This window comes from Mesorhizobium qingshengii, assembly GCF_027563465.1.
Taxonomy (GTDB): Bacteria; Pseudomonadota; Alphaproteobacteria; order Rhizobiales; family Rhizobiaceae; genus Mesorhizobium; species Mesorhizobium qingshengii_A.
The window spans coordinates 873,276-896,656 of sequence record NZ_JAPFQA010000001.1 but is presented as its reverse complement, the minus strand read 5'-3'; the positions used below and the strand labels follow the sequence as shown (position 1 = coordinate 896,656).

Sequence of the window (23,381 nt, the reverse complement as noted above, 5' to 3'; positions counted from 1 at the left end):
AGAGCGTGGGTCAATGCACGGTGGCTGCGCTCGGCGGTGGCGCCTGCAAGGGATTGACCGGATCGAAACTGACCTGATCCCGTCCATTGGACTTGGCCGCATAGAGCCGTCTGTCGGCTGCCGAGAAGATCGCTTCGTAGGTGGTCGGCCCACTGAAGCTTGTGCCGCCGATGCTGACGGACAGCGGGCATGGACGCCCGCCGGGAGAAAAGTCCATCTCACGGATGCGTCGGCGGATGCTTTCGGCAACCACCCAGGATTGCGAGGGATCCACACCGGGAAGAAACACGCCGAATTCCTCGCCGCCGATACGGCCGACGATATCGCCGCCGCGCAGCTGGCCCTTGATCGCCTGCGCTATCAGCTTGAGCGCCTGGTCGCCGCAGTCATGGCCAAGGCGGTCGTTGATCAACTTGAAATGGTCGGCGTCGATGATCAACAGCGCGCTCGAATGGGTCTGCTCCTGCTTGCGGGTCTGCTCAAGATAGGCCTCGACCAACATCGAGAAGGCGCCTCGGTTCAGCACCGCCGTCAGGCTGTCCGTCGCGGCAATGACGCTGAGGTCACGCTGGGCTATGGCCAACTGGCGGATCTTCCACATGAGGAAAAACAGAAACGACCCGCCCAGCCCCAAGGGAAGCAGCAAGTCGGTCATCTGCGCGCGCCATACGGCCTCGGAGGAGAGATAGGGAAAGTTGAAGGAATCGACGAAAAACGCCACGCCGATGAAGAATGCCGTACCGGCGGCAGTGACAGCGATCACCCTGCCCCAGCTCGTCGACGACAGGTCAAGCTTCATCCCGTTCAACTCCGTTAGCCGCCTCTACTATGACGTGCCAACGCAAACAAAGTGATAAGACTTTGCTTCCAATTCGATATCAGCAGGCATGGCGCGGATGACAGGCGCGCCCCGAGGTCGGCGGCTTGGCGGCAGGATCATCCCCACTCCATCGGACGCTATCCCCAACGCCAAGGGACGGCCGCCGAAAAGGCGACCGCCCGGATTCCCGGCTTGAAGGCACGGACAAAGCTGTTGGCTGAGCAAGGCAGGCGGCGCTCGAAACTGGACCGCCCCGCCGTCAGTTGAGCGTTGGTTCACCCAGCGCGTCGACGACAAAAGACGCAGCGATCAGGTCGTCGGCATCAAGACGTAGGGAGCCTTCGCCGCCGCCCATGATCGAAGCCACTTTCTGAAAGGTCTTCATTTCATATTCTGTAATCCGTGCGTCCTGTATCCTGGCCTTGAGATCGGCGATGCGCCGATCCAGGGCCGGGGACATTCCTATTTCTCGTTTCGACATGGCAACACTCCTCCCCACCCGTGCTTGCCTCCCACCATCCGCCTTTTGTCTGAGGCTTTGCGAATACAGGCGCCGAAACGCGTCGTACGCGGGAAGGTTCCGAAAAGGCGGTGTCACGAAATAATACGATGGCTTGTGCCAATCAGGGGCGTTGACCGACGCCCCTGACGCTCATCACACGCCGCGTCGGCGCAGGCGCATCCGTGAGAGCGAAAGCGTTGAGCAGCTGGAATTTCGGCTTGGCCGGGTTGGAATTTCCGCTCTCCAACACGGCTAAATTATTGAATTTATTGGCGATCCCGACAGGATTCGAACCTGTGACCATCGGCTTAGAAGGCCGGTGCTCTATCCAGCTGAGCTACGGGACCGCTGGCCGGCCGCTGGGCCGGCTGGGTACTTGGCGTGGGCGCTGGCCGCCGTTCAGTGCGTCCAGGGCGTCCTGCGGTCATAGCGGAAATTCTCCGCGTAGGAAATCTGGCGGCGCTTGGCCTCTTTCGGCTCCTCGACGCGGTAGGCAAGCCCTTCCTTTTCGGCGTAGGCGACGGCCTCTTCCCTGGTGTGGAAGGCGAGCCTGATCTGGCTTCTCATGTCTCCCGACGTGGTGTAGCCCATCAGGGGGTCGATCTTCTTGCGCGTCTCGGGGTCGAATTCCAGCACCCAGTGGCCGGTCTTGGCCTTGCCGGACTGCATCGCGGTTTTGGCTGGGCTGAAAATGCGCGCGGACATGGCCACCTCATTGCTGTGCAAGGCAGCATCGCCACCCTTTGCCCGTCATTACTGCGCAATGCGCACGGCGGCAAGGTTTTTGCACTTGCCATGCAACACTGAAATGAATAGGCAACAGATCGTTCGGAGTGTAGCGCAGCCTGGTAGCGCATCTGGTTTGGGACCAGAGGGTCGGGAGTTCGAATCTCTCCACTCCGACCATCCCTTCCCCGGAACTGCGATGTCGACAGCCACTGCCGCGGCGCCAGTGGGCGCTTTTATGTCAGCCTTCAATCGTCGCTGACAGGGAGCAGATGGCGGTCATTCCTTCGCCACCTCATCGGCGATGAGATGCTGGCGCCCAATTGCCAGCGGCGCCGGCGAACGCTCGATGCCTTTGAAGGCAAGCTCGCCGGGCGAGAACCCCAACCGCCTCACTCCCGGCGAGCCTACAACCTGATTTGGAACGCAATCAGGACCGGGGTCAGCCGGCGAGACTATACCAGCAAGACCGATGCCAGCTGCTATTTCCCGAAATGGGACAGGGGACGCGAGAAACCGCCGTTCGCAGGCCGGCATCACCTGATATCAAGGCCCTCTAGATCTCGAACTCGCCCTGCCCCTCATCCATGGCGCTGACGGTTTCGGCGGCGAGCGCCCTGGTGATCGGCGTCTTGCGCTCGAGCGCGGTGCGGTCGAGCCGTTCGACCACGCGCATGGCTGTCGCCAGCGAGCGCTCGATGCGCCGCACCAGATACTGCACGACATGCGCTTCGACCTCGATCTGGCGGTCGGCGAACAGCTTGGTGATGACGCCGGCGAGCAGGAGATCGTCGGGTTCATGGATCTCGACCGTCGCCGCCGCCTTGAGCCGCGAGGCGAGATCGGGCAGCGAAACACCCCAGGCCGAGGGAAAACGCCGCGCCGTCAACAGCAGCGTCGAGCCCGCACTGCGCACGGCATTGATCAGGTGGAACAGGCCTTGTTCATCGACCATCCCGGCATCGACATCGTCGATCAGCGCCGGCCGGGTGCCGAGATTTGCAATGCCGTCGCCAATGCGCCTGGCGTCGACCGCCACCGCGTTGGCGCGCACACGCCAGATCGAGGCCAGATGCGTCTTGCCGGAGCCGGCCGGACCGGCCAGCACCACCACCGGCGAGGGCCAGTCTGGCCAGCGGTCGACCAGCGCCACCGCCTGACCATTGGTGCCGGAGACGACGAGGTCGTCGCGCGAATAGCCGGTGCCGTGGCCGAGATCGAGCGGCAACTGGCGCGGCGGGTCGGTTTTCTGGTCGCTCATGCGGGCTCAGCCGTGCGGACCGGCGAGGTGTCTGGTCACCAGCCTGATCATGGCTTGATGGCCTTGCGACGACCGGCCGGGAGCCGCGGCACAGATGCTTCGCCGTGGCCCTTGTAAAGTGGCGATTCGAGATAGCGGGCTATGGCAAACCGCACCAGCACGGCAACCGCCGCGGAAGCAGGCACCGCGATCAACAAGCCGACGAAGCCGAACAGCGCGCCGAAGGCAAACAGCGAAAACATCAGCCATACCGGGTGCAGGCCGACGCTTTTGCCAACCAGCCTGGGCTGCAGGATATTGCCTTCGATGAACTGGCCGATGACGAAGACCACGGCGACGGCGACGATCATGGTCCAGTCCGGCCAGAACTGGACGAAGGCGACGCCGATGGCCAGCACCAGTCCGGTCAGCGAGCCGACATAGGGAATGAAGGAGATCAGCCCGGCGAACAGGCCGATGAGGATGGCGAAATTCAGCCCGGTCAGCGTCAGGCCGGTCGCATACATGGCGCCCAGCACCAGGCAAAGCGTTCCCTGGCCGCGCACGAAGCCGGCCGTTGCGGTGTTGATGTCCTTGGCGATGGCGCGCACCGTCGCGACATTGTCGCGCGGCACCCAGCTGTCGATGACCGCCACCATGCGATCCCAGTCGAGCAGCATGTAGAAGGCGACAACCGGTGTCACCACGAACAGGCTGACCACAGAGACCAGCGCCACGCCGGAACTCCAGATCGAGGTGAAGACCGTGGTAAGCAGGCCGAAGCCGGAGGTCAGCAGCGAGTTCAGCCCGTCGCGCAGGCCATTGGCATTGACGCCGAATTTCTGTTCCAGCCATTTCGGATCAAACGACGTGATCAGGGTCTGCAGCCGGGTCAGGTACTCCGGCAATTTGCCGGCGAACTCCGCCATCTGCGTGGCCAGAACCGGAATGAGGATGACGAAGGCCAGCACCAGCACGATGAGAAAAGTGATGAGGATGACCACCGTCGCCATGAAGCGGGACAGGCCGAGCCGCTGCAGCCGGTCGGCGACGGGATCGAGGAAATAGGCAAGCACCATGCCGGCGACGAAGGGCAACAGGATGGCGCTGAAGATATAGAGAAACAGTGCCAGGATGGCTGCGCCGGCCAGCCAGAAGAAGATCTGGCGGCGGAAGGCGGCGGATGCGGCAAGGTCGGCGGCCTCAGCCTCCACCGCTGCTGCTTCTGTCTCAGATATCCGGAGTGGAGCCTTCGCCATAGCCGCTCATATGCCTCAGCCAAGCCACGAGATAGGCCGCGGCCGAAGCCACGGTCAAGACCCCGGACAGCAATATGAGGGTTGGCCTCAGCGGGTCGAGGTGAACGACAAGCGCAAGTTCGCCCAGCACAAGCGCCGCCAGCACGATCTGGACGGCGGTGTTGGCCTTCGACACAAAAAGCGGCTTCATCTCGACCGGATGGGCCATGACGGTGGACAACACAACCGCGCAGACGATCAATGCGTCGCGCGACACCATGATGACGACCAGCCAGAGCGGCAATTGCCCGATGATGCCCATGACGACGAACACCGAAACCAGCAGCAGCTTGTCGGCCATCGGGTCGAGATAGGCGCCGAGCCTGGACTGCTGGTTGAAACGGCGGGCGATGAAGCCATCGACGCCGTCGGAGATGCCGGCGATGAGGAAGCCGGCAAAGGCCAACTCCCAGCGCGCCTGCAGCATCGCCAGCACCACCGCTGGCACCAGAACAAGGCGCAGAATGGTGATCAGGTTGGGGATGGTCAAATGCGTGCCTGTGGTGTTTCGTTTTGACAGATGGGAATTAGCGCAGGGAAGAGCGCCACACATGCGAAGGTTTGCCTGGAACCGTCCCCCTCTATGACCTGCCTGCCTGCCTGCCGGCCATCTCGCCATCACGCCGCAGACGCCTCAAGGATGGAAATGGATCCTCGGGTCTGAATCACTCGTTGAAGGCGTAGCCCAGCGGCGTCGAACAAGCTTTCATACTGGGTCTGCGTTCTCTCCAGGCCGCCAGTGACGGCAAGCATGACCACGTCGATACCCTTGATCTGGTTCGGCTCGTCACCTGGCGGCACGAGCGTCTCGGCCACAAACACCTTGCCGTTCGGCAGCATTGCCTTGCGGCAATTTTGCAGGATCACCGCGGCACGCCTGTCGTCCCAATCGTGAATGACCTTCTTGATGACGTAGACATCACCGGTGGGAACGCTTTCAAAGAAATTGCCGGCAACAAATTCGGTGCGCGGCAGGTCGCCTCCGGCACCCTGGCGTGCTGCCGCGACGCCCGAAGGCAGATCGAAAAGCACGCCGTCCAAATGGGGATTGCGAGCCAGGATCGCCGAGAGAAGCTGGCCATGTCCGCCGCCAACATCGACGATCCGCGTGAACGGCTTGAAGTCACAAGCGTCGGCAACGGCCTCGTTGCTGCCTTGACCCAGGGCGACCATGGCACGCTGAAACAAGGCAGCCTGCTCAGGGTGTGCCGACAGCCAGTCAAACCTTGGACTCCCGAACACCTTGTCGAAGGCTGGCTTTCCGGTGCGGACAGAATGCATGAGCTGCTCGAAGGCAAGATAGGCCTCGCTGTTGATCATGCGAACGAAGTCACGGGGACCCGACTGATCGGAGCGCAGCACGGCGCCAACCTCCGTCAACTCAAAGTGGCGGGGCAGTACTTCCCTAACGACCCCTTCGGGCGCGAGGAGTCGCATTACACGATAAAGCGCGTCCGCATCCGACTGAGTGGCAGCCGCCAGTTCATCCACCGACTGTTCGCCGACAGCCAGGAGATCGGGAATGCCGAGTTCGATAATGACGCGCAGCGCCTGCGACACCGCGAATCCAAATCCTAGCCTCATGATCTGTTGCGACGGATTGGGCATGACTTGTCCCCCCATGCTTGGTGCGTGGCAACAGAGCACCAACAACGGACAGACACAAGGAAGCGAAGGGGTAAAGGCGAAAATGGAGCCGCGAGGATTCTGCACAAGGGCGCTACCTCCGCCGAAAAACCCCTCTCCGCACGCTTTTTATTGGGCAAAACTTCGGCATCGCGCCGTCATCCTTGCGGGGCGCAGCCGTTCATGCGAAGAGCCCGCAAACGAAACAACGATGAGCAAGCGCCAGAAATGAGCAAGCGCAAGAACGGGCTCACCTATGCCGAGGCTGGCGTCGATATCGACGCCGGCAATCTGATGGTCGAGAAGATCAAGCCGCTGGTGCGCGCAACGCGCCGGCCGGGTGCGGATGGCGAGATCGGCGGTTTCGGCGGTCTGTTCGACCTCAAGGCGGCAGGCTTTACCGATCCGGTGCTGGTCGCCGCCAATGACGGCGTCGGCACCAAGCTGAAGATCGCCATCGATGCGGGAAAACATGACACGATCGGTATCGACCTCGTCGCCATGTGCGTCAACGACATCGTCGTCCAAGGTGCGGAACCGCTATTCTTCCTCGACTATTTCGCCACCGGCAAGCTCGATCCCGAGCAGGGCGCGGCGATCGTCGGCGGCATCGCCGAGGGCTGCCGCCAGGCCGGCTGCGCGCTGATCGGCGGCGAAACGGCGGAAATGCCGGGCATGTATCATGGCAACGACTACGACCTCGCCGGCTTTGCCGTGGGTGCGGCCGAACGCGGCCAGTTGCTGCCGACCGACGACATCGTCGAAGGCGACGTGCTGTTGGGGCTAGCCTCCTCCGGCCTGCATTCGAACGGATTTTCGCTGGTGCGCCGTATCGTCGCCGTCAGCGGTCTCGCCTGGAGCGACCCGGCGCCGTTCAACGACGAGGCGACGCTCGCCGAGGCGCTGCTCGAACCGACCCGCATCTACGTCAAGTCGATCCTCAAGGCGATCCGCAACACGCACGGCATCAAGGCGCTGGCCCACATCACCGGCGGCGGCTTCCCGGAAAACATTCCGCGCGTGCTGCCCAAGGACTTTTCGGCGGAACTCGACCTCGAGGCGATCGACGTGCCTGCTGTGTTCTCGTGGCTGGCAAAGACCGGCGGCGTGGCGCCGGAAGAGATGATGCGCACCTTCAATTGCGGCATCGGCATGATTTTGGCGGTGGCTTCCGGCCAGGCGGCGCAGGTCGCCGCGGTGCTGCAGGAAGCCGGCGAGACGGTAACGCCGATCGGCCGCATCGTGCCGCGCCGAGACGCCGGCGTCATCTACCGGGGCTCGATCGCACTATGAGCGCCCAGAGGAAACGTACCGTTGTTCTGATCTCCGGGCGCGGCTCCAACATGACCGCGCTGATAGCGGCGGCCAGCGACCCGGCTTTCCCGGCCGAGATCGTCGGCGTCATTTCCGACAGAGCGGACGCCGCCGGCCTCGGCATCGCCAAAGCGCGCGGCATCGCCACGCAGGTCATTTCCCGCGCCGACCATGGCAGCAAGCAGGCGCATGATGCGGCGATCGACGCAGCACTTTCGGCATTCAATGCCGAAATCGTGGCGCTGGCCGGCTATATGCGCATCCTCACCACAGGCTTCGTCGAGAAATGGCAGGGCCGCATGATCAACATCCACCCTGCCCTGCTGCCGGCATTCAAGGGTCTCGATACCCATGCGCGCGCGCTTGCCGCCGGCATGCGAATCCATGGCTGCACGGTGCATTTCGTCACGTCCGAGATGGATGACGGCCCGATCATCGCCCAGGCGGCGGTGCCGGTAATGGTCGGCGACAATGTCGACGCGCTGGCTGCCCGCGTGCTGAAGGCCGAGCACCGGCTCTATCCGCTGGCGCTGGGGCTGGTCGCCGAAGGCAGGGCACGGATGGAGGCCGGCCGCACCGTGCTCGCCCACTTTGCCGATGACGCCGACAACGGCACCTCGGTGGTGATGGCGCCCGACCCGCTGCGCGAGGAAGCCGACCTCGAGCAGCTTGCGCGCATCACTCCGTAAGCCTTGCCATTGAGAACGGTAGCAATATTTGCTACCGTTCTGGTAAGGAGATAGGTCGATGTCAACAGTGGAAAAAGTCAGCGTGGCGCTTTCCCCGGAGCTGCTTGATATGGTCAAGGGCGCCGTGGCTAGCGGGCAATACGGATCGGCGAGCGAAGTGATCCGCGAAGCCTTGCGAGAGTGGCGGCTGCGGCAGCCCTTGCGCGAAGCCGAAGCGGAACGACTGCGCAAGGCCTGGTCGGAAGGACTGGAAAGCGGTCCGTCCGAACCATTCGACATCGAGGCCATCAAGCAGAAAGCCCGTAGTCGGCTCGGCGGCGCAAAGTAGCAGCGGATGGCCGGCGTCCCGATTGTCCGCAGCCCGGCGGCCGAGAACGACCTGATCGACATCTGGTCTGCAATAGCCACGGACAACCCGCTTGCCGCCGACCGCTTTCTGGACTCAATTGCCGAGTGCATCCTGCAATTGGCAACCTTTCCCGAGTCTGGTCCGCGTCGACCGGATATCGGCGCCGAGGTGCGGGCGCTGACCATCGCCAACTACCTCGTTCTGTATCGCTTCGCCGAAGACCGCGTCGAGATCGTTCGTATCGTGCATGGGGCGCGCGATGTCTGGACGCTGTTTTGAAGGATCGCGAGCGGGCCGATGGACGTCTTCGACAGTGCGATCCGTGCAAAAGGCGACATCGCAGGGGTCTTCGAATATGATGGGGCGCGAGACCCACAAAACGCCACGGCGTATTTCTACCTGTATCGCGCCGACGGCAAAGAAGCGGATTCGATCATCGACGTGCTTCACATTCGATCCGGAGCCTGGTCGATCGCCAAAGCGGACATTGCCGTCAAATGGGACAAGAGTGAACGGCGCGTCGGCCTATTCGTCTTCGGCAAGCTGGCAGCGGCATTCGATACCGAAACGGGCAAAAAGCATGACGGCGGCTACGGCAGGGACTTTCAGGCCGATATCCCCTGGGACTGAAGAAAGCTGATGAAGCAATTGCTCCTGCTTCGCCACGCCAAATCGAGTTGGGATGATCCCGACCTCGATGATTTCGACCGCCCCCTGGCCGAACGCGGATTGAAGGCAGCCCAATCGATGGGGCGCGAGCTTGCGACACGCGACTGGCTGCCAGACCTGGCGCTGGTGTCGTCGGCGCTGCGAGCCCGCGACAGCTGGCGGCTGGTGGCGATGGAATTGCCCGCGCTGCCCGAAGTCGCATTCGCCAGGGCGCTCTACGGTGCTTCAGCGGCGGAAATTCTGAACCAGATTCGTCAAGCCGACCACTCGAGCGGCAGCTTGCTGGTGGTCGGCCACAATCCGGGCCTGGAAGATCTGGCGAAACAGCTTGCCGGGCCAATGTCGGAGACCAAGGCCCGCAAGAGGCTCGAAGAAAAGTTCCCGACGGGAGCCCTTGCGCGCTTCGTGTTCGAGGGTGACTGGCCCGGACTGTCCTCGGCCCGGCTGACGCATTGTCTGCGGCCGAAGGATCTGGGCTAGAATCCAGATGCGGCAGGCGAAGCCCGCCACATCCGCTCGAAACATCAGTTGCCCCAGATGCCCTGACCGGAGTCGGGCCAGTCGGTTGTGATCTTCATCTTGGCATCCGCGGCCTTGTGCTCAGCCACGGTCTTCACCGAGCCGGTGACGGCATGGTCGACGGCGGCAACCGGGGCAACCGGCTGGTTGGCGTTGTTGGAGCCATAGTGGTCGCTGCCGGCGAAAGCGCTGCCCGTGGCAACGAGGATGGCGGCGGCGGTGAGGGCAATCCTGTTCATATCCAAGTCTCCTGGTTCTTCCGTTGGGCGGCGTCTTGGGAGGACGGTTCCGCTACGGACAAGACCCCGGACAGTCCGGTTTTATTCCCGGACGAGAGATGTTTTGTAGATCGGCGAGTTTCAGGTCGGTTGGCGACTACGCATCGGCGTCATCATGCAAAAAACAAGAGCGGCGGGCCGAGCCCACCGCTCTTTGTGGTCGAAGACTTTCAGAAATCAACGACCCCAGATGCCCTGGCCAGACTGGGCGGGCACGTTGGCGTTGGCGTCGCCCTGTGCCCTTACAGACTTCGGAATCGAGCCGGTGTGCGAGGTGTCGATGTTGGAAACCGACTGGTTGGCAACCGGCTGGTTGACATTGTTGGAGCCGTAATTGTCGCTGCCGTGGGCAAAGGCCGTGCCCGTGGCAACGAGGATGGCGGCGGCGGTAAGAGCGATCTTGGTCATTTTAAGTACTCCTGATTTGAATATCTGATTGATTGCGACTGGTTCGGGAAAGGCGATTAGCGATTGCCGAACAGGTTGCGGTCGCTGCCCTGCGTCACCGGCTTCTCGACGGTCGAGTTCGACTTCTGGATCGAAGCCGTGAACGCGTTGTCGACTATGGCGGCGGGCTGGTTGGCGTTGGCCGAGCCATAATTGTCACTGCCGGCAAAGGCAGTGCCCGTGGCAACGAGGATGGCAGCGGCGGTAAGAGCGATCTTGGTCATTTTAAGTACTCCAGTATTCTTTTGTTCTGTCCGTCTAGTGGCGTGCCTTGGGAGGAATTTCGCGTCGCTCGGACCACCCCGAAGTGGGTTTGTCAGTCGACGACTTCCAATCACGAAGATGTTCCATGCATCGTGTGATTCTTGCCCTTGAAATTCGAAGAGAGGCTTCCGCGGGAACATTTTTATCATTTAATATCAGCAAGTTATGCCGGAATGCGATTTTCGGTGACAGGCATCCGACTCTCTGGCGTTCACTACGTGTTGCACGGTCCGTCAACAGAAAACGAACCGACTGGTTCGATTTGAGGGGGTCGACCGGTTCGGCACTCGTTTCTGGAGGTGTCGAACCGCACGAAATGTGCAGCCGGTTATGTTCTTGCGACAATCCAACTTGTCGTCCCTTGAGACAAAGGTTCAGAGTGCCCGGGAACCGTCGGCGCGTGCTATTTGCCTTGTGGCTGGTTCGATATTATCGATTGTGCACGATCATCAATCGGACACGACCAGGCTATGCCGGTCGAAGGAATGGACAGATTTCCGGGTGACTTGCATCCCAGGACAGCGATAGAAAATGCGGCTGTTGCTCGTCGAGGACAATCGCGAACTGGCGGATTGGTTGGGCAAGACCTTGCGCCAGGCGAACTATGTCGTCGACATCGTTCATGACGGCGAGGACGTCGAGCACGCGCTGGCCGCCGGCGACCATGCGCTTGTCATCCTCGACCTTGCGCTGCCGCGCATGGGCGGGTTGGAGGTGCTGCGCATGCTGCGGGCGCGCGGCAACCGGGTGCCGGTCATCGTGCTGACCGCGAATGCCAGCCTCGACGGCCGGGTCAAAGGCCTCAATGAAGGCGCGGACGACTACCTCGCGAAGCCCTTCCAGATCGAAGAGCTCGAAGCGCGCATCCGCGCGCAGTTGCGCCGCGCCAATGACCGCACCGCGCCGGTCGTTGCCTGCGGCGATCTGATCTTTGACACCAACACGCGGCTTTTTTCGCTCGCTGGCGAAACGCTGGCGCTGACACCGCGCGAGCATGCGGTGCTGGAACAACTGATGGTCAAGGCCGGGCGCACGGTGAGCAAGGCGGCCTTGTCGGCGGCAATCTACGATTTCGAGACCGACGCCGACCCCAGCGCCATCGAGATCTATGTGCACCGCGTGCGCAAGAAACTGGAAGGCTCGCGGGTCCACATCGTCACGCTGCGCGGCCTCGGCTATCTCCTGCGCCATGAGGATTAACAGTCTCCGCTTGCAGCTTCTGGCCTGGGTGGTATTGCCGCTCGTCGGGCTCGCCACAATCAATCTGTGGACCAGCCACCGCAATGCGCTGGCGACCGCCGATCTCGTCACCGATCGCATGCTGATGGGCTCGGCACGCGCCATTGCCGAGCGTGCCGGCGTGAGCGACGGCGTGCTCGACGCCACGATACCGCCGGCGGCGATCGAGATGTTCGATACCGGTGATCGCGACAGCGTCTACTACCATGTCAAGGCTGCCGGAGGGCGGCTGCTGACCGGCTATCCCGACCTGCCGGAGGCACCGAAGTCCTCCAATACGGAGGCGACCTATCGCGACCATCGGCTGCGGTTGCTTACTTTCAGCCACACGGTGGTGGGCGCTGGCGACGACTCGCCGATCACCGTTACTGTCGGCGTCACACTTGCAGGACACGATGCCATGGTGCGGCGCCTCTGGTTTGGCGCCTTTACCCAGCAGCTGGCGCTGGTGGCGATCGCCGGCTTGTTCGTTCTGCTGGGGCTGCATCGCGGTCTCGCGCCGCTGATCCGGTTGCGCGACGCAGTGCGTTCGCCAAGCCGCAGCGAGCTCGATCCGATCGAAGTGCCGGGTGCCCAAAGCGAGATCCGCCCGCTGATCGATGCACTCAACGCCTATATGGCGCGCGTGCGGGCGCAGATGGCGGCACAGCGCCGCTTCATCGCCAATGCGGCGCACCAGCTGCGCACACCGCTGGCGTTGCTATCGACACAGGCAAGCTACGCGTTGCGCGAAAGTGCCGCCGACGCGCGCCAGGAAGCCTTGGTGGCGCTGCAGGCCAGTTCCGGCCGGCTGGCACGGTTGGCCGAACAACTGCTGACCCTGTCCCGGGCGGAGCCAGGCAGCAGGCGGCCACGCGCCGACCGCATCGACCTCACCGAAGCCGCCCGCCATGTGCTGGAAACGCAGGCGCCGACAGCGATCGGCCGCAATATCGATCTCGGCCTCGAGGAGGCCGGCCCTGTGCCAGTCATCGGCGACGGCACCATGCTGCGCGAAATGATCGTCAACGTTGTCGACAACGCGCTGCGCTACTCGCCGGCCGGCGGTAGCGTTACGGTGAAGCTGGCGGTCGTTGGCAATGAAGCCGTGCTGACGGTCGCCGACGACGGGCCCGGCATTCCGGTGGACGAGCGAGACCATGTTTTCGAGCGCTTCTACCGCATCGCCGGTTCGACCGAGGAAGGCAGCGGGCTTGGTCTCGCCATCGTGCGCGAGGTCGTCGAAAATGCCGGCGGCCACGTCACCCTCGGGGATGGCGCGGCCGGCGGTCTGGTGGTTGAGGTAAGGCTGCCGCTGGCGGGCGGCTAGGTCTGTCGCCGCTCACTGCGTCTCATGCAGTGGCTGGGGACGCCATTTGGCCAGGCGATCCTCGACCATGGTCATCAGATATTCGGCACCGAGCGCCACGACCATGACGATGACGATCGCGGCGTACATGCCGGCGGCGTCAAAGGATCCCTTGGCGATGTTGATCAGCAGACCGATGCCATAGCGCGAGCCGACGAACTCGCCGACGATCGCGCCGATGATGGCAAAGCCGAAGCTGACATGCAGACTGGCGAAGATCCAGCTCATCGCCGAAGGCACAATCACCGAGCGGGTCAATTGCCAGTTGGAGGCGCCCAGGATGCGGGCGTTGGCTATCATTGCCCTGTCGGCTTCCCGCACGCCCTGAAAGGCATTGTGGAAGACAACGAAGAAAACCATCACGAAGGCAAGCGCCACTTTCGAAGCAAGGCCAAGGCCGAGGATCATGATGAAGATCGGCGCCAGAACCACACGCGGAATGGAATTGATCACCTTGATATAGATCGAGAAAATGTCGGCAGCCATCCGGTTGCGGCCGAGCGCGACGCCGATGATGATACCGGCAATCGAGCCGGTCACGAAGCCGATGACTGCCTCTTCCATGGTAACATAGAGATGATACCAGAGCGGCCCCTCGGACGTTCCTTCCGTGGTCCACTCATAGAGCCGCAACGCGATCGCGCTCGGCATTGCGTAGAAGAACGGATCGATCCAGGCGAGACGGGCGGCGACTTCCCACAGACCCAGAAAGGCGACGAGAATGGCGACCCGCCAGAATATCACGGTACGGCGGCGATGCGTCACCGCCTTCGCGGCGGCCGCTTCGATTTCCGCATCGGAGGTGCCCGGCCTGAATGCTCTTGAACTGATGTCCATGGCAGCGTCGGTCATGGCGTTCCTCCTCAGGCAGCGGCACGCGCATAGCTGGTCTCGACCTCTTCCTTGAGGTCGGCCCAGATGGTGCGCGAATAATCGATGAAGTTCTGCTCGTAGCGGATATCGGCGACGATGCGCGGACGCGGCAGATCGATCGTGTAGACCGACTTCACCGTCGCCGGGCCGGCGGTCAGCACATAGACCTTGTCGGCCAGCGCGATCGCTTCTTCGAGATCGTGGGTGACGAAGACCACGGATGCCTTGGCCTCGGACCAGAGCCGCAACAGCTCCTCATGCATGAGAACGCGTGTCTGCACGTCGAGCGCGGAAAACGGTTCGTCCATGAGCAGGATTTCGGGGCCGTTGATGAAGGTCTGGGCGAGCGCCACGCGCTTGCGCATGCCGCCAGAAAGCTGGTGTGGATAGTGCTGCTCGAACCGAGACAGGCCGACGCGCGAAAGCCAGTCGCGTGCCGAGGCCTGGGCTTGCGGCATGGGCTTGCCGCGGAACAACGGCCCGGCCATGACGTTCTCGATCACCGTGCGCCAGGGGAACAGGGCGTCGGTCTGGAATACGAAGCCGATGCGCGGGTCTATTCCCTTGACCGGGCCACCCATGACGCGAACCTCGCCGGCACTTGGGCTGGCCAACCCGGTGATCAGGTTGAGGGTGGTCGACTTTCCGCAACCGGTCGGGCCGACGACGGCGACGAATTCGCCGCGCTCGACCGTCATGGTGAAATCGCGCAGCGCCGTCAGCGATTTGCCGGTGGGGGAAAGGAAGCGGCGGCTGACATTGATCAGCTCAATCGCCGGAACAGTCTTTGCGGCAGCCATGGTCAAGCAACTCCAAAATCGAGCAACCGCCCGGTGGCCGGGCGTCACCCAACGTGAAAAACGGACGGCGGCCGGCGCGACGCGTTCGCGCCGGCATGGGTCGGCTACTTGGCGTTTTTGACGAATTCCGTGGTGTAGGTCTTGGAAAGGTCAATCTGCTTGCCTTGCAGGTCCTTCTTGAAGGCCGACAGCACTGTCAGCACCGTCTCCGGGCCGCCTTCGGGCATGACCCCATCGGCGGTGAACATCGCCTTGCCGGCGTCCAGTGCCTTCACATACCCTTCCTTGTCGCCGACATAGTAGTCCTTCGGCATCTTTTCGGCGATTTCCGCACCGCTATGGGTGTTGATGAACTTCAGTGTCTTGACGAAGGCATTCGCCAGTTTCTGCACCGTCTCCTTGTGCGCGTCGACCCAGTCCGTCTGCATGTAGAGGGAGGCAGCCGGGTAGGTGCCGCCGAGCGCGGCCTTGGTGCCTTCAATCGTGCGCATGTCGACAAGGACGGACGCTTCGCCGGTCTTCAGCAGTCGCGTGATCGTCGGTTCGGTCGTCATGCCGGCCTGGATCTTGTCCTGCTGCATGGCTGCGATGAAGGTATTGCCGGCGCCGACCGGAACCGAGGTGAATTCGCCGAGCTTCAGCCCGTTCTTGACGGCAAGATATTCCGTCAGGAAGTTTGTCGAGGAGCCGAGGCCGGTGACGCCCAGGCTCATGCCCTTGAAGTCGGCGGGCGACTTGATCTCGGGATGCTTGGTCGAAACAAGCTCGACTTCACCGGGCGCCTGGCTGAACTGGACGACGGATTCGACGAATTTACCTTTCGCCTGCAGGTCGATGCTGTGGTCATAGAAACCGACCACTCCTTGCACGGCCCCGGCAAGCATCTCATTCTCCGCATCGACGCCGGCCGGCTCGTTCAACAGCTCGACATCGAGACCTTCGTCCTTGAAGTAGCCGAGCGCTTCCGCCAGCTTGGCGGGCAGGTAGATCTGCTTTTCGTAGCCACCCACCATGATGGAGATCTTTTCGTCGGCGCGTGCGGACGGCGCGGACAAGGCCATGGTGGCGACGAGTGCGGTTGTGGCGACTGAATCGAGCAGAATTCGCGCGAGCGACATGGCCTCTTCCCTTTGTTCGTTTCCCGCGCCCCTCTCTCTCCCATCGCTTTTCGCGACAATATGGGGGCGCCCGTCAACACTTAGGACAGCAACCTTTCAGCCACCTTTCAAGGCATCCGGGAAAGTCACCGCAAACCTAGGCGTTCAATGCCAGCACGTCGTGCATGTCATATTCGCCGGGTACACGCCCCGCCACCCAGAGTGCGGCGGCGATGGCGCCGCGGGCGAACATGATGCGATCGCCGGCCGCATGCGACAGGGTCACGGTCTCGCCCTCGGCACAGAAGCTGACGCCGTGCTCGCCGACGATGCCGCCGCCGCGTAGCACCGCGAAGCCGATTTCGCCTGCCGGCCGCGCGCCGGTGAGGCCATCGCGGACGCGCCTTGCGACGGTGTCCAGTTCGATGCCGCGCCCGCTGGCAGCGGCTTGCCCCAGCATCAAGGCCGTCCCCGACGGCGCATCGATCTTGTCGCGATGATGGGCCTCGACAATCTCGATATCCCAGTCGTCGCGGTCGAGAGCCCTCGCCGCCTTCTCGACCAGTCCAACCAGCATGTTGAGCCCGAGCGAAAAACTGCCGGAGCGCACGATAGCGATGGTTTTCGACGCCTTGGCAATGGTGGCCAACTCGGCCGCGTCGAATCCGGTCGACCCGATCACCAACGCCGGCTCGCCGCGTTCGGCGCAGAACCTGGCCAGATCAGCCGATGCCGCCGGCGTGGTGAAATCGATCACCACGTCGGCCATGGCAAGCGCCTCGTCGCGGCTCACCAGCCCTTCGCCAACGATCCCCGGCCGGTGGAAACGGGCAACAAGCACCAGCCGCGGATCGGCCCGGACGGCGTCCGCCATCTGGCGGCCCATGCGGCCCAGCGCCCCGGCGATGGCGATCCTGATCGGCGGTTGGGACATTGCGCTATCCCTTGCTGCTATTTCCACATGCCGCGCATGCGCGCGCCAATGTCGACGCGCACCTCGGGCCGGGGCGCCCTGCCCTGTGCCGCTTGCGCGCTCGGCCACGACATCTGCTGGAACGCGGAGAGGATCGAAGCCGGGATGAAGCGGGTGCGCGAGGCATAGAGGTGGCGGTCGCCCCGTGCCGCCTGGCCGTGCGGAAAGAAGCGCTGCGGCATGACCAGGCTGAGACTGTCCTTTGCCCTTGTCATCGCCACGTAGAGCAGGCGGCGCTCCTCTTCGATATCTTCCTTGGTGCCGACGCCGAGATCGGCCGGAATACAGCCGTCGACCGTGTTGAGCACGAAGACATTCTTCCATTCCTGGCCCTTGGCCGAGTGGATGGTCGACAGGATCAGATAGTCCTCGTCGCGATGCGGCGGGCCGGCCTGATCGCTGGTGGCATCCGGCGGGTCGAGCGTCAGTTCGGTGAGAAACCGTTCGCGCGAGGCATAACCGGAGCCGATCTGCTCGAGCTGCAAAAGGTCCGCACGCCTGGTCGTCGCATCCTCGTGGATGCGTTCCAGATGCGGCTCGTACCACAGCCTGACCTGTTCGAGGTCGGCCGGCCATTTGGCGCCGGCTCGCAGACCGGAATAAAGCGCGACAAAACCCGGCCAGTCGTCGGCCGCGCGCTGCGGCGGGCGCCAGCCGGCAAGGCCCATCGCCTCGTCCAGCGCCGACGTCATCGTCTCGACGATCTGCGCGGCAGCCGAAGGGCCGATGCCCGGCATCAGCTGCAGCACACGGAATCCGGCCACCCGGTCGCGTGGGTTTTCGGCAAATCGCAGCACCGCCAGCACATCCTTGACATGAGCGGCATCGAGGAACTTCAGGCCGCCGAACTTGACGAAGGGAATGTTGCGCCGCGTCAGTTCGATCTCCAGCGGGCCGCTGTGGTGCGAGGCGCGAAACAGCACCGCCTGTGATTTCAGCGCCGTGCCGGCCTCGCGCTCGGCCAGGATGGCGTCGCAGACGAAGTTCGCCTGCTCGACCTCGTCGCGCACGGTCACCAGTCTTGGCTTGTCGGATGATTTGCGCTCCGACCACAGGTTCTTCGTGAAGCGCTCCGAAGCCTCGCCGATCACCGCATTGGCGGCGGCCAGGATGGTTTCGGTGGAGCGATAGTTGCGTTCCAGCATCACCACATCGGCGGTCCGCGCGAACTGTTTTGGGAAATCAAGGATGTTGCGCACCTCGGCGGCACGGAACGAATAGATCGACTGCGCATCGTCGCCGACCACCGTCAGCCCGGCGCCGTCGGGTTTCAGCGCCATGAGGATCGACGCCTGCAGCCGGTTGGTGTCCTGGTATTCATCGACCAGCACATGGTCGAAACGCCCACCCAGATGCGCCGCTATTTCAGGCTCGGCCGCCATCTGTGCCCAGTAGAGCAGCAAATCGTCGTAATCGAGCACGTTCTGCGCCTGTTTGGCCTCGACATAACCGGCGAACAGTTGCTTCAGCTGTTCCGCCCAGCCAACGCACCAGGGGAAGGCGGATCCCAATACCTCGCCCAGCGGAGCCTGCGCATTTACGGCGCGCGAATAGATGGCAAGGCAGGTGCCCTTGGTCGGAAAGCGCGCTTCCGTCTTCGAAAACCCCAGTTCATGCCGCACAAGGTTCATCAGGTCGGCGGAATCCTCGCGGTCATGGATGGTGAAGGCCGGGTCGATGCCGATCTCCAGCGCATAGTCGCGCAGCAGCCGCGCACCGATGCCGTGAAAGGTGCCGGCCCAGGTCAGCGCATCCGTGATCACCGCGGCGTCGCGGCCGAGCACCTCACCGGCGATGCGCTCGACCCGCCTGGCCATTTCGGACGCGGCGCGGCGCGAAAAGGTCATCAGCAGGATGCGGCGCGGGTCGGCACCCCTGACGATCAGATGGGCGACGCGGTGCGCCAGCGTGTTGGTCTTGCCCGAGCCGGCACCGGCGATGACCAGCAGCGGTCCGCCGATCTTGCCGTCGCCGTGCTCGACGGCCTGGCGCTGGGCATCGTTCAGCCGGGCAAGATAGGCCGGCTGAACGGTCGGCTCCCGAAAGGACGAATCAGGGGTGGCGAGGTTCATCGCCCATCAAGCATCGTTTCTGCTTTGTTCGCAACGTCGCTGAAGGATCGAGAGCCGTTATGACCGGCGCTAATGCTCCGCCCGTTCCGGTATCTGGGCGATGCATTCCTCGAGACGCTCCAGGCGGAACTTTGCATTGCGAAGTTCGTGTCCGGCTTCAAACCGCCGATGCCGTCCCTGAGGTGTGGCCGCCATCAGGTCGCGCTCCAGTTCGGCAATGCGCGCACGCACCTGCCGGGCCTCGTCCTGGCGCAACGCCTTGATCCATCCACGCCCACGCATCGGTCTTCCCGCCAGAACCCCCAGAAGGCATGCCCGAGTCATGCCAGAGAAATCCTAATTTCCCGCAAGCCCAAAAACTCTAAATTTAACTTTCGCTAATTTAGCGTCAGCCAAGAGGCCCTTCGGGAAGAAGGCCGGCGCCGCTTGGGAGGTGAAGGCGCCGGCCGAGCGGATATCAGGTCCGCCGCGCAGCGGAGGATAGCTGAGTCTTGCCCCTACGTCATGGCGGTTGTCATTGCCCATCGCCACGATCGGCTGGTTGACCGTTTCTGGATCGGGTTGGGCCAACAGCCAGCGCGGCCTGGCGATCAAACAGCGATCATCTGCCGGCTTCGAGCCTTTGCCTGGCCACCGCGACATGGAAATTTGTGCCGAACAACAGCCCGTCATCGTTGAAGTCGTAGCTGGAATTGTGCAGCGGCGCGGAGGCTTCGCCATTGCCAAGGAAGACGAAGCAGCCAGGCACATGGTCGAGGAAACGGGCGAAATCCTCCGAGCCGGTCATCGGCTCGCGGGCGACGGCGATGTTGCCGGGGTCGAACACGCTTCTTGCTGCGGCAAAGGCCTGCTCCACCAGTTCGGCATCGTTGCGCAGCGGCACGAATTCGCGGCTGTAATTGACCTCGGCGGCGACATTGTATGCGGCGGCGTTGCCCTCGGCGATGATGCGCATCTGCCGCTCGATCTCGGCGCTGACCTCGGGGCGGAAGCTGCGCGCGTCGCCAAGGATGCGGGCAAGACCGGGCAGTGCGTTGCGGGTGCCGTCGGTGATCAGCTCAGTCACCGAAACCACTGATATGTCGGCCGGGCTCAGCCGGCGCGAGACGATGGTTTGCAGATTGGTGACCAGTGCGCATGCGGCAACCAGCGTTTCATGCCCCGCATGCGGCCGCGCCGCATGGCCGCCAAGCCCCTTCAGCACGATCTCGAAATTGTCCTCGGCCGACATGATGGGGCCGGTGCGCGTCTCGAAATGGCCGACGGGCAGGCCGGGCATGTTGTGCAGGCCAAAGATCTCGTCAAAGGGAAAGCGCTGCATCAGGCCATCGTCGAGCATGGCCAGCGCGCCCCTGCCCCATTCCTCGGCCGGCTGGAAGATGAAACGCACGGTGCCGTCGAAGCCGCCTTCGCTGGCCAAGAGTTTTGCCGCACCGAGCAACATGGTGGTGTGGCCGTCATGGCCGCAGGCATGCATGAGGCCGGGATTGCCGGATCGGTAGGGCACGGCAGACTGTTCGGTGATGCGCAGCGCGTCCATGTCGGCCCTGAGCGCGATCGCACGGTTGCCCTTGCCGCGCTTCAGCGTGCCAACGACCCCGGTACCGCCGACGCCCTCGGCGACGTCGTCGAGGCCGAATTCGCGCAGTTTGGCCGCGACGAAGGCCGCGGTGCGCCTTTCCTCGAAGCCGAATTCGGGATGCGCGTGCAGATCACGCCGCCAGAGAATCATCTCTTGCTTCAGCGCATCACGATCGAACTCAGACATTCCTTCCCCCTCCTGACCTAGCCTGCAAGTTGGGTGACGACATCAAGCAGGATGTTGGCGCCGGCGACAAGCTCGGCATCTTCGGTGTGCTCGCGCGGATTGTGGCTGATGCCGCCGGCGCTCGGCACGAAGATCATCGCCGCCGGCGCGATGCGCGCCATCATCTGCGCATCATGGCCGGCGCCGGACGTCATGCGCCTGGCGCCAAGACCGCGTTTTTTCGCTGCGGCCTCGATCCGTTCGACGATCCGGATGTCGAACAGCACCGGCTCGAAGCGGGCCAGCCGTTCGACCGAAACGGTCACGTTCTCGGCGGCAGCAAGCTGCCCGAGATAACTGGCCAGTGCCGCCTCCTCCACCCGCAGGCGCCGTTCGTCGGGATCGCGCAGATCGATAGTAAAGACGGCGCGCGAAGGAATGACGTTGATGGCATTCGGCTCGAAACGGATAGAGCCCACGGTGGCCACGGTCGGGGCGTTCGAACCCTTGGCCCGGTCGCGCAGGAAGGTGATGACCCGGGCCGCGGCATGGCCGGCGTCGCTGCGCATCGACATCGGCGTGGTGCCGGCATGGTTGGCGACGCCGTCGATGGTGACACGCTGCCAGGAAATGCCTTGCAGATTTTCCACGGCGCCGATCGGCACGCCCTCACGCTCCAGCACCGGCCCCTGCTCGATATGCAATTCGAGATAGGCGTGCGGCCTGAGAAAGCCGGGCTCTTCGTCACCGGCATAGCCAATGCGGGCAAGCTCCTGCCCGAGCACGCTGCCATCGGTGCCGACAGCCGCCAGCACGGTACCGACGCCGATGCCGCCGGCATGGACCAGCGAGCCCATCATGTCGGGGGTATAGCGCACGCCCTCTTCATTGGTGAACGCGGCGACCGCGATCGGGCGCGACGGCGAAAAGCCGGATGCCTTCAGCGTCTCGATCACCTCCAGTCCGGCAAGCACGCCGTAGCAACCGTCATAGATGCCGGCGTCTATGACGGTGTCGATGTGCGAGCCGATGAGCAGCGGCGCCTGCCCGGCATTTTCCGGGCTTTGCCAGATGCCGAAGATGTTGCCGACGCGGTCGATGGCGACATCGAGCCCGGCCTGCCGCAGCCAGCCGACGAGCAGGTCGCGGCCCTGTTTGTCGGCGTCGGAAGCGGCCAACCTGGTTAGTCTGTTTTCATCATCACGACCGACGGCGCCGAGTTCACGGATACGGCCAAGCAGGCGCGGTGCGTCGACCGCGATCACGACAGCGCTCCGGCAGGCAGTTTGCCGGCCAGCACATCGGCCGGGCTGATGCCAACCAGCTCGGCATAGCGATGCGGATCGGTGGCGCCTTCGGTGTTGATCACCAGCACTCGGGATCCGCCATCGAGCCCAAGTGCGGCCTTGTTGTCGGCCACTGCCCGCATCAGCCCGGCAAGACCGACGCCGCCGCTCTCGCCAGCGACGATCACCGGATCACCGGCGCTCGGCTGGGCCAGCCGCTGCATCGCCGCGACGGCCTCGTCCTCGTCCACCGTCATGAAGGCGTCGGCGGCGCGCGCCAGCACGCGCCAGGCAACCGGCGAGGCCTCGTAACATTCGAGCATCGCCATCACTGTCGGCTGGTCGTGCGCGACCTTGACCGGATGCCCAGCCCGGGCGGCCGCGACGACGCACGCAGCGCGCGCCGGCTCGACCACGATGAAGGTAGGCCTGGCATCGCCCAGCACGATGGCCAGATGGCCGGCCACCGCTGCGGCTATGCCACCAACGCCAGCCTGCACGAACACGTGGGTCGGCGGTTCGGCGAGCTGGCGCAGCGCCTCGCGCACGATCGTCGTATAGCCCTGCATCACCAGGCCGGGAATGCGTTCATAACCCGGCCACGAGGTGTCGGAGACCACGGTCCAGTCTTTCTCGGCCGCGACGCGCGCGGCTTGCCTGACCGAATCATCATAGTTGCCGTCGACGCGGACCATCTCGGCGCCGTAGCCGGCAATCGCCGCTATGCGTTCATGGCTGACGCCAGCGTGGACGAAGATTGCCGCCCTGGCGCCGACGAGTTGCGCGCCTTGCGCGACCGACCGGCCATGATTGCCGTCGGTGGCGCAGGCGAATGTCATCGTCGCGGCGATAGCCCGAACATCAGTTCGATCGAGATCGGCCACGTCGACGGATCGGCCAAGCGATCGGCTGGCCTCTTCCAGCACCAGGCGGAAGACGGCATAGGCGCCGCCCAGCGCCTTGAAGCTGCCGAGGCCGAGGCGGAAGCCCTCATCCTTGACATGCAATGCACCGAGGCCGAGTTCAGCGGCCAGCGCCGGAAGCGCATGCAGCGGCGTTATCAGGTGATTGTCGCGATGGGCCAGAAAACGCTCGACCGTGTCGGCGCCGGCAACGCCAAGGGTTTCGGCATCGGCAGGATCGAGCGGCTGGCGGTGCAGTGCATTGTGATTGAGCAGGAACACTGGGTTGCCTCCTTGGCGTAT

General features: G+C 63.5%; 28 protein-coding genes and 2 tRNA genes. 9 read left to right on the top strand and 21 right to left on the bottom strand.

From position 1 onward, the window contains the following. Positions 1-10: 10 nt before the first annotated feature. The 4 genes from OOJ09_RS04230 to OOJ09_RS04215 form a co-directional block, all read right to left on the bottom strand. A complete protein-coding gene (locus tag OOJ09_RS04230; RefSeq protein ID WP_269903969.1) occupies positions 11-799 on the bottom strand; it encodes a GGDEF domain-containing protein in 789 nt (262 codons plus the stop codon). Positions 800-1,079: 280 nt separating this feature from the next. Continuing rightward, positions 1,080-1,301: a hypothetical protein gene (locus tag OOJ09_RS04225; protein ID WP_269903968.1), complete on the bottom strand. Its 222-nt coding sequence runs from the start codon at positions 1,299-1,301 to the stop codon at positions 1,080-1,082. A gap of 291 nt (positions 1,302-1,592) precedes the next feature. Next, positions 1,593-1,669 (bottom strand) — tRNA-Arg (locus OOJ09_RS04220). Between the two features lie 52 nt (positions 1,670-1,721). Then, the gene (locus tag OOJ09_RS04215; protein WP_269903967.1) at positions 1,722-2,027 is read right to left on the bottom strand and encodes an ETC complex I subunit; all 306 of its coding nucleotides are present in this window, start codon (positions 2,025-2,027) and stop codon (positions 1,722-1,724) included. Positions 2,028-2,151: 124 nt separating this feature from the next. On the opposite strand from OOJ09_RS04215, the gene OOJ09_RS04210 reads away from it, so the two are divergent. Beyond that, a tRNA-Pro gene (locus OOJ09_RS04210) sits at positions 2,152-2,228 on the top strand. Positions 2,229-2,604: 376 nt separating this feature from the next. On the opposite strand, the gene hdaA is transcribed toward OOJ09_RS04210, so the two are convergent. From hdaA to OOJ09_RS04190, 4 genes are all read right to left on the bottom strand, one after another. Continuing rightward, positions 2,605-3,309: a DnaA regulatory inactivator HdaA gene (gene hdaA / locus OOJ09_RS04205; RefSeq protein WP_269903966.1), complete on the bottom strand. Its 705-nt coding sequence runs from the start codon at positions 3,307-3,309 to the stop codon at positions 2,605-2,607. Positions 3,310-3,356: 47 nt separating this feature from the next. Next, the gene (locus OOJ09_RS04200) at positions 3,357-4,547 is read right to left on the bottom strand and encodes an AI-2E family transporter (protein ID WP_269903965.1); all 1,191 of its coding nucleotides are present in this window, start codon (positions 4,545-4,547) and stop codon (positions 3,357-3,359) included. After that, complete coding sequence (locus OOJ09_RS04195) at positions 4,519-5,076, bottom strand: CDP-alcohol phosphatidyltransferase family protein (protein ID WP_269903964.1); 558 nt, start codon at positions 5,074-5,076, stop codon at positions 4,519-4,521. Before OOJ09_RS04195 ends, OOJ09_RS04200 begins: the two co-directional genes overlap by 29 nt. A gap of 128 nt (positions 5,077-5,204) precedes the next feature. Continuing rightward, positions 5,205-6,194 (bottom strand): methyltransferase, encoded by a 990-nt coding sequence (locus OOJ09_RS04190; protein WP_269903963.1) that lies wholly within the window; start codon positions 6,192-6,194, stop codon positions 5,205-5,207. Between the two features lie 246 nt (positions 6,195-6,440). Between OOJ09_RS04190 and purM the strand changes: the two genes are divergently transcribed. Genes purM through OOJ09_RS04160 form a run of 6 tightly spaced genes read left to right on the top strand, consistent with a single transcriptional unit; the run spans position 6,441 to position 9,713 of the window. Beyond that, positions 6,441-7,505 carry a phosphoribosylformylglycinamidine cyclo-ligase gene (gene purM, locus OOJ09_RS04185; protein ID WP_269903962.1) on the top strand — a complete coding sequence of 355 codons (1,065 nt, stop codon included), beginning with the start codon at positions 6,441-6,443 and terminating at the stop codon, positions 7,503-7,505. Next, on the top strand, positions 7,502-8,215 hold the full coding sequence (gene purN / locus OOJ09_RS04180; protein ID WP_269903961.1) for a phosphoribosylglycinamide formyltransferase: 714 nt from the start codon (positions 7,502-7,504) through the stop codon (positions 8,213-8,215). The genes purM and purN overlap by 4 nt, the downstream gene beginning before the upstream one ends. Positions 8,216-8,273: 58 nt before the next feature. Beyond that, entirely contained in the window at positions 8,274-8,543 is a 270-nt protein-coding gene (locus OOJ09_RS04175; protein WP_269903960.1) for a type II toxin-antitoxin system ParD family antitoxin, read from the top strand. Between the two features lie 6 nt (positions 8,544-8,549). Continuing rightward, positions 8,550-8,843, top strand: a complete 294-nt coding sequence (locus OOJ09_RS04170; RefSeq protein WP_269903959.1) for a type II toxin-antitoxin system RelE/ParE family toxin — start codon at positions 8,550-8,552, stop codon at positions 8,841-8,843. A gap of 18 nt (positions 8,844-8,861) precedes the next feature. Beyond that, complete coding sequence (locus OOJ09_RS04165) at positions 8,862-9,194, top strand: hypothetical protein (protein WP_269903958.1); 333 nt, start codon at positions 8,862-8,864, stop codon at positions 9,192-9,194. A 9-nt stretch (positions 9,195-9,203) separates the two neighbouring features. After that, a complete protein-coding gene (locus OOJ09_RS04160; RefSeq protein WP_269903957.1) occupies positions 9,204-9,713 on the top strand; it encodes a SixA phosphatase family protein in 510 nt (169 codons plus the stop codon). A 44-nt stretch (positions 9,714-9,757) separates the two neighbouring features. On the opposite strand, the gene OOJ09_RS04155 is transcribed toward OOJ09_RS04160, so the two are convergent. The 3 genes from OOJ09_RS04155 to OOJ09_RS04145 all read right to left on the bottom strand — a co-directional run bounded on the left by OOJ09_RS04155 (position 9,758) and on the right by OOJ09_RS04145 (position 10,701). Beyond that, a complete protein-coding gene (locus tag OOJ09_RS04155; protein ID WP_269903956.1) occupies positions 9,758-9,991 on the bottom strand; it encodes a DUF680 domain-containing protein in 234 nt (77 codons plus the stop codon). Positions 9,992-10,207: 216 nt separating this feature from the next. Then, a complete protein-coding gene (locus OOJ09_RS04150) occupies positions 10,208-10,438 on the bottom strand; it encodes a DUF680 domain-containing protein (RefSeq protein ID WP_269903955.1) in 231 nt (76 codons plus the stop codon). 56 nt (positions 10,439-10,494) lie between these two features. Continuing rightward, positions 10,495-10,701: a DUF680 domain-containing protein gene (locus OOJ09_RS04145; RefSeq protein ID WP_269903954.1), complete on the bottom strand. Its 207-nt coding sequence runs from the start codon at positions 10,699-10,701 to the stop codon at positions 10,495-10,497. Between the two features lie 571 nt (positions 10,702-11,272). Between OOJ09_RS04145 and OOJ09_RS04140 the strand changes: the two genes are divergently transcribed. Both OOJ09_RS04140 and OOJ09_RS04135 read left to right on the top strand, forming a co-directional pair. Then, complete coding sequence (locus OOJ09_RS04140) at positions 11,273-11,941, top strand: response regulator (protein WP_269903953.1); 669 nt, start codon at positions 11,273-11,275, stop codon at positions 11,939-11,941. Beyond that, a complete protein-coding gene (locus OOJ09_RS04135; protein ID WP_269903952.1) occupies positions 11,931-13,289 on the top strand; it encodes a sensor histidine kinase in 1,359 nt (452 codons plus the stop codon). The genes OOJ09_RS04140 and OOJ09_RS04135 overlap by 11 nt, the downstream gene beginning before the upstream one ends. A gap of 12 nt (positions 13,290-13,301) precedes the next feature. Here OOJ09_RS04135 and OOJ09_RS04130 read toward each other — a convergent pair whose 3' ends face one another. The 10 genes from OOJ09_RS04130 to OOJ09_RS04085 form a co-directional block, all read right to left on the bottom strand. Then, positions 13,302-14,180 (bottom strand): ABC transporter permease, encoded by an 879-nt coding sequence (locus tag OOJ09_RS04130; RefSeq protein ID WP_269903951.1) that lies wholly within the window; start codon positions 14,178-14,180, stop codon positions 13,302-13,304. Positions 14,181-14,191: 11 nt separating this feature from the next. Further along, positions 14,192-15,001, bottom strand: a complete 810-nt coding sequence (locus OOJ09_RS04125) for an ABC transporter ATP-binding protein (RefSeq protein ID WP_269903950.1) — start codon at positions 14,999-15,001, stop codon at positions 14,192-14,194. Positions 15,002-15,105: 104 nt separating this feature from the next. After that, a complete protein-coding gene (locus OOJ09_RS04120; protein WP_269903949.1) occupies positions 15,106-16,119 on the bottom strand; it encodes an ABC transporter substrate-binding protein in 1,014 nt (337 codons plus the stop codon). Between the two features lie 136 nt (positions 16,120-16,255). After that, positions 16,256-17,032, bottom strand: coding sequence for a 4-hydroxy-tetrahydrodipicolinate reductase (dapB, locus tag OOJ09_RS04115; protein ID WP_269903948.1), 777 nt, complete (start codon positions 17,030-17,032; stop codon positions 16,256-16,258). A 17-nt stretch (positions 17,033-17,049) separates the two neighbouring features. After that, complete coding sequence (locus tag OOJ09_RS04110) at positions 17,050-19,143, bottom strand: ATP-dependent helicase (RefSeq protein ID WP_269903947.1); 2,094 nt, start codon at positions 19,141-19,143, stop codon at positions 17,050-17,052. Positions 19,144-19,212: 69 nt separating this feature from the next. Further along, a complete protein-coding gene (locus tag OOJ09_RS04105) occupies positions 19,213-19,425 on the bottom strand; it encodes a hypothetical protein (RefSeq protein ID WP_091577256.1) in 213 nt (70 codons plus the stop codon). Between the two features lie 54 nt (positions 19,426-19,479). Further along, positions 19,480-19,737 carry a hypothetical protein gene (locus OOJ09_RS04100; RefSeq protein ID WP_269903946.1) on the bottom strand — a complete coding sequence of 86 codons (258 nt, stop codon included), beginning with the start codon at positions 19,735-19,737 and terminating at the stop codon, positions 19,480-19,482. A gap of 7 nt (positions 19,738-19,744) precedes the next feature. Next, entirely contained in the window at positions 19,745-20,911 is a 1,167-nt protein-coding gene (locus tag OOJ09_RS04095; protein ID WP_269903945.1) for a M20 aminoacylase family protein, read from the bottom strand. 17 nt (positions 20,912-20,928) lie between these two features. Beyond that, positions 20,929-22,155 carry a Zn-dependent hydrolase gene (locus OOJ09_RS04090; protein WP_269903944.1) on the bottom strand — a complete coding sequence of 409 codons (1,227 nt, stop codon included), beginning with the start codon at positions 22,153-22,155 and terminating at the stop codon, positions 20,929-20,931. Further along, a complete protein-coding gene (locus OOJ09_RS04085) occupies positions 22,152-23,360 on the bottom strand; it encodes a diaminopropionate ammonia-lyase (RefSeq protein ID WP_269903943.1) in 1,209 nt (402 codons plus the stop codon). Before OOJ09_RS04085 ends, OOJ09_RS04090 begins: the two co-directional genes overlap by 4 nt. Between the last annotated feature and the right edge of the window lie 21 nt (positions 23,361-23,381).

What these genes read in the sequence shown, in the direction of transcription:
- OOJ09_RS04155 (WP_269903956.1), bottom strand. Translation starts at nt 9,991, where the DNA reads ATGAACAGGATTGCCCTCACCGCCGCCGCCATCCTCGTTGCCACGGGC.
- OOJ09_RS04135 (WP_269903952.1), top strand. Translation starts at nt 11,931, where the DNA reads ATGAGGATTAACAGTCTCCGCTTGCAGCTTCTGGCCTGGGTGGTATTG.
- OOJ09_RS04190 (WP_269903963.1), bottom strand. Translation starts at nt 6,194, where the DNA reads ATGCCCAATCCGTCGCAACAGATCATGAGGCTAGGATTTGGATTCGCG.
- OOJ09_RS04105 (WP_091577256.1), bottom strand. Translation starts at nt 19,425, where the DNA reads ATGCGTGGGCGTGGATGGATCAAGGCGTTGCGCCAGGACGAGGCCCGG.
- OOJ09_RS04230 (WP_269903969.1), bottom strand. Translation starts at nt 799, where the DNA reads ATGAAGCTTGACCTGTCGTCGACGAGCTGGGGCAGGGTGATCGCTGTC.
- OOJ09_RS04130 (WP_269903951.1), bottom strand. Translation starts at nt 14,180, where the DNA reads ATGACCGACGCTGCCATGGACATCAGTTCAAGAGCATTCAGGCCGGGC.
- OOJ09_RS04095 (WP_269903945.1), bottom strand. Translation starts at nt 20,911, where the DNA reads ATGTCTGAGTTCGATCGTGATGCGCTGAAGCAAGAGATGATTCTCTGG.
- OOJ09_RS04145 (WP_269903954.1), bottom strand. Translation starts at nt 10,701, where the DNA reads ATGACCAAGATCGCTCTTACCGCCGCTGCCATCCTCGTTGCCACGGGC.
- purN (WP_269903961.1), top strand. Translation starts at nt 7,502, where the DNA reads ATGAGCGCCCAGAGGAAACGTACCGTTGTTCTGATCTCCGGGCGCGGC.
- OOJ09_RS04140 (WP_269903953.1), top strand. Translation starts at nt 11,273, where the DNA reads ATGCGGCTGTTGCTCGTCGAGGACAATCGCGAACTGGCGGATTGGTTG.
- OOJ09_RS04125 (WP_269903950.1), bottom strand. Translation starts at nt 15,001, where the DNA reads ATGGCTGCCGCAAAGACTGTTCCGGCGATTGAGCTGATCAATGTCAGC.
- OOJ09_RS04175 (WP_269903960.1), top strand. Translation starts at nt 8,274, where the DNA reads ATGTCAACAGTGGAAAAAGTCAGCGTGGCGCTTTCCCCGGAGCTGCTT.
- OOJ09_RS04160 (WP_269903957.1), top strand. Translation starts at nt 9,204, where the DNA reads ATGAAGCAATTGCTCCTGCTTCGCCACGCCAAATCGAGTTGGGATGAT.
- OOJ09_RS04120 (WP_269903949.1), bottom strand. Translation starts at nt 16,119, where the DNA reads ATGTCGCTCGCGCGAATTCTGCTCGATTCAGTCGCCACAACCGCACTC.
- hdaA (WP_269903966.1), bottom strand. Translation starts at nt 3,309, where the DNA reads ATGAGCGACCAGAAAACCGACCCGCCGCGCCAGTTGCCGCTCGATCTC.
- OOJ09_RS04215 (WP_269903967.1), bottom strand. Translation starts at nt 2,027, where the DNA reads ATGTCCGCGCGCATTTTCAGCCCAGCCAAAACCGCGATGCAGTCCGGC.
- dapB (WP_269903948.1), bottom strand. Translation starts at nt 17,032, where the DNA reads ATGTCCCAACCGCCGATCAGGATCGCCATCGCCGGGGCGCTGGGCCGC.
- OOJ09_RS04165 (WP_269903958.1), top strand. Translation starts at nt 8,862, where the DNA reads ATGGACGTCTTCGACAGTGCGATCCGTGCAAAAGGCGACATCGCAGGG.
- OOJ09_RS04110 (WP_269903947.1), bottom strand. Translation starts at nt 19,143, where the DNA reads ATGAACCTCGCCACCCCTGATTCGTCCTTTCGGGAGCCGACCGTTCAG.
- OOJ09_RS04170 (WP_269903959.1), top strand. Translation starts at nt 8,550, where the DNA reads ATGGCCGGCGTCCCGATTGTCCGCAGCCCGGCGGCCGAGAACGACCTG.
- purM (WP_269903962.1), top strand. Translation starts at nt 6,441, where the DNA reads ATGAGCAAGCGCAAGAACGGGCTCACCTATGCCGAGGCTGGCGTCGAT.
- OOJ09_RS04225 (WP_269903968.1), bottom strand. Translation starts at nt 1,301, where the DNA reads ATGTCGAAACGAGAAATAGGAATGTCCCCGGCCCTGGATCGGCGCATC.
- OOJ09_RS04150 (WP_269903955.1), bottom strand. Translation starts at nt 10,438, where the DNA reads ATGACCAAGATCGCTCTTACCGCCGCCGCCATCCTCGTTGCCACGGGC.
- OOJ09_RS04200 (WP_269903965.1), bottom strand. Translation starts at nt 4,547, where the DNA reads ATGGCGAAGGCTCCACTCCGGATATCTGAGACAGAAGCAGCAGCGGTG.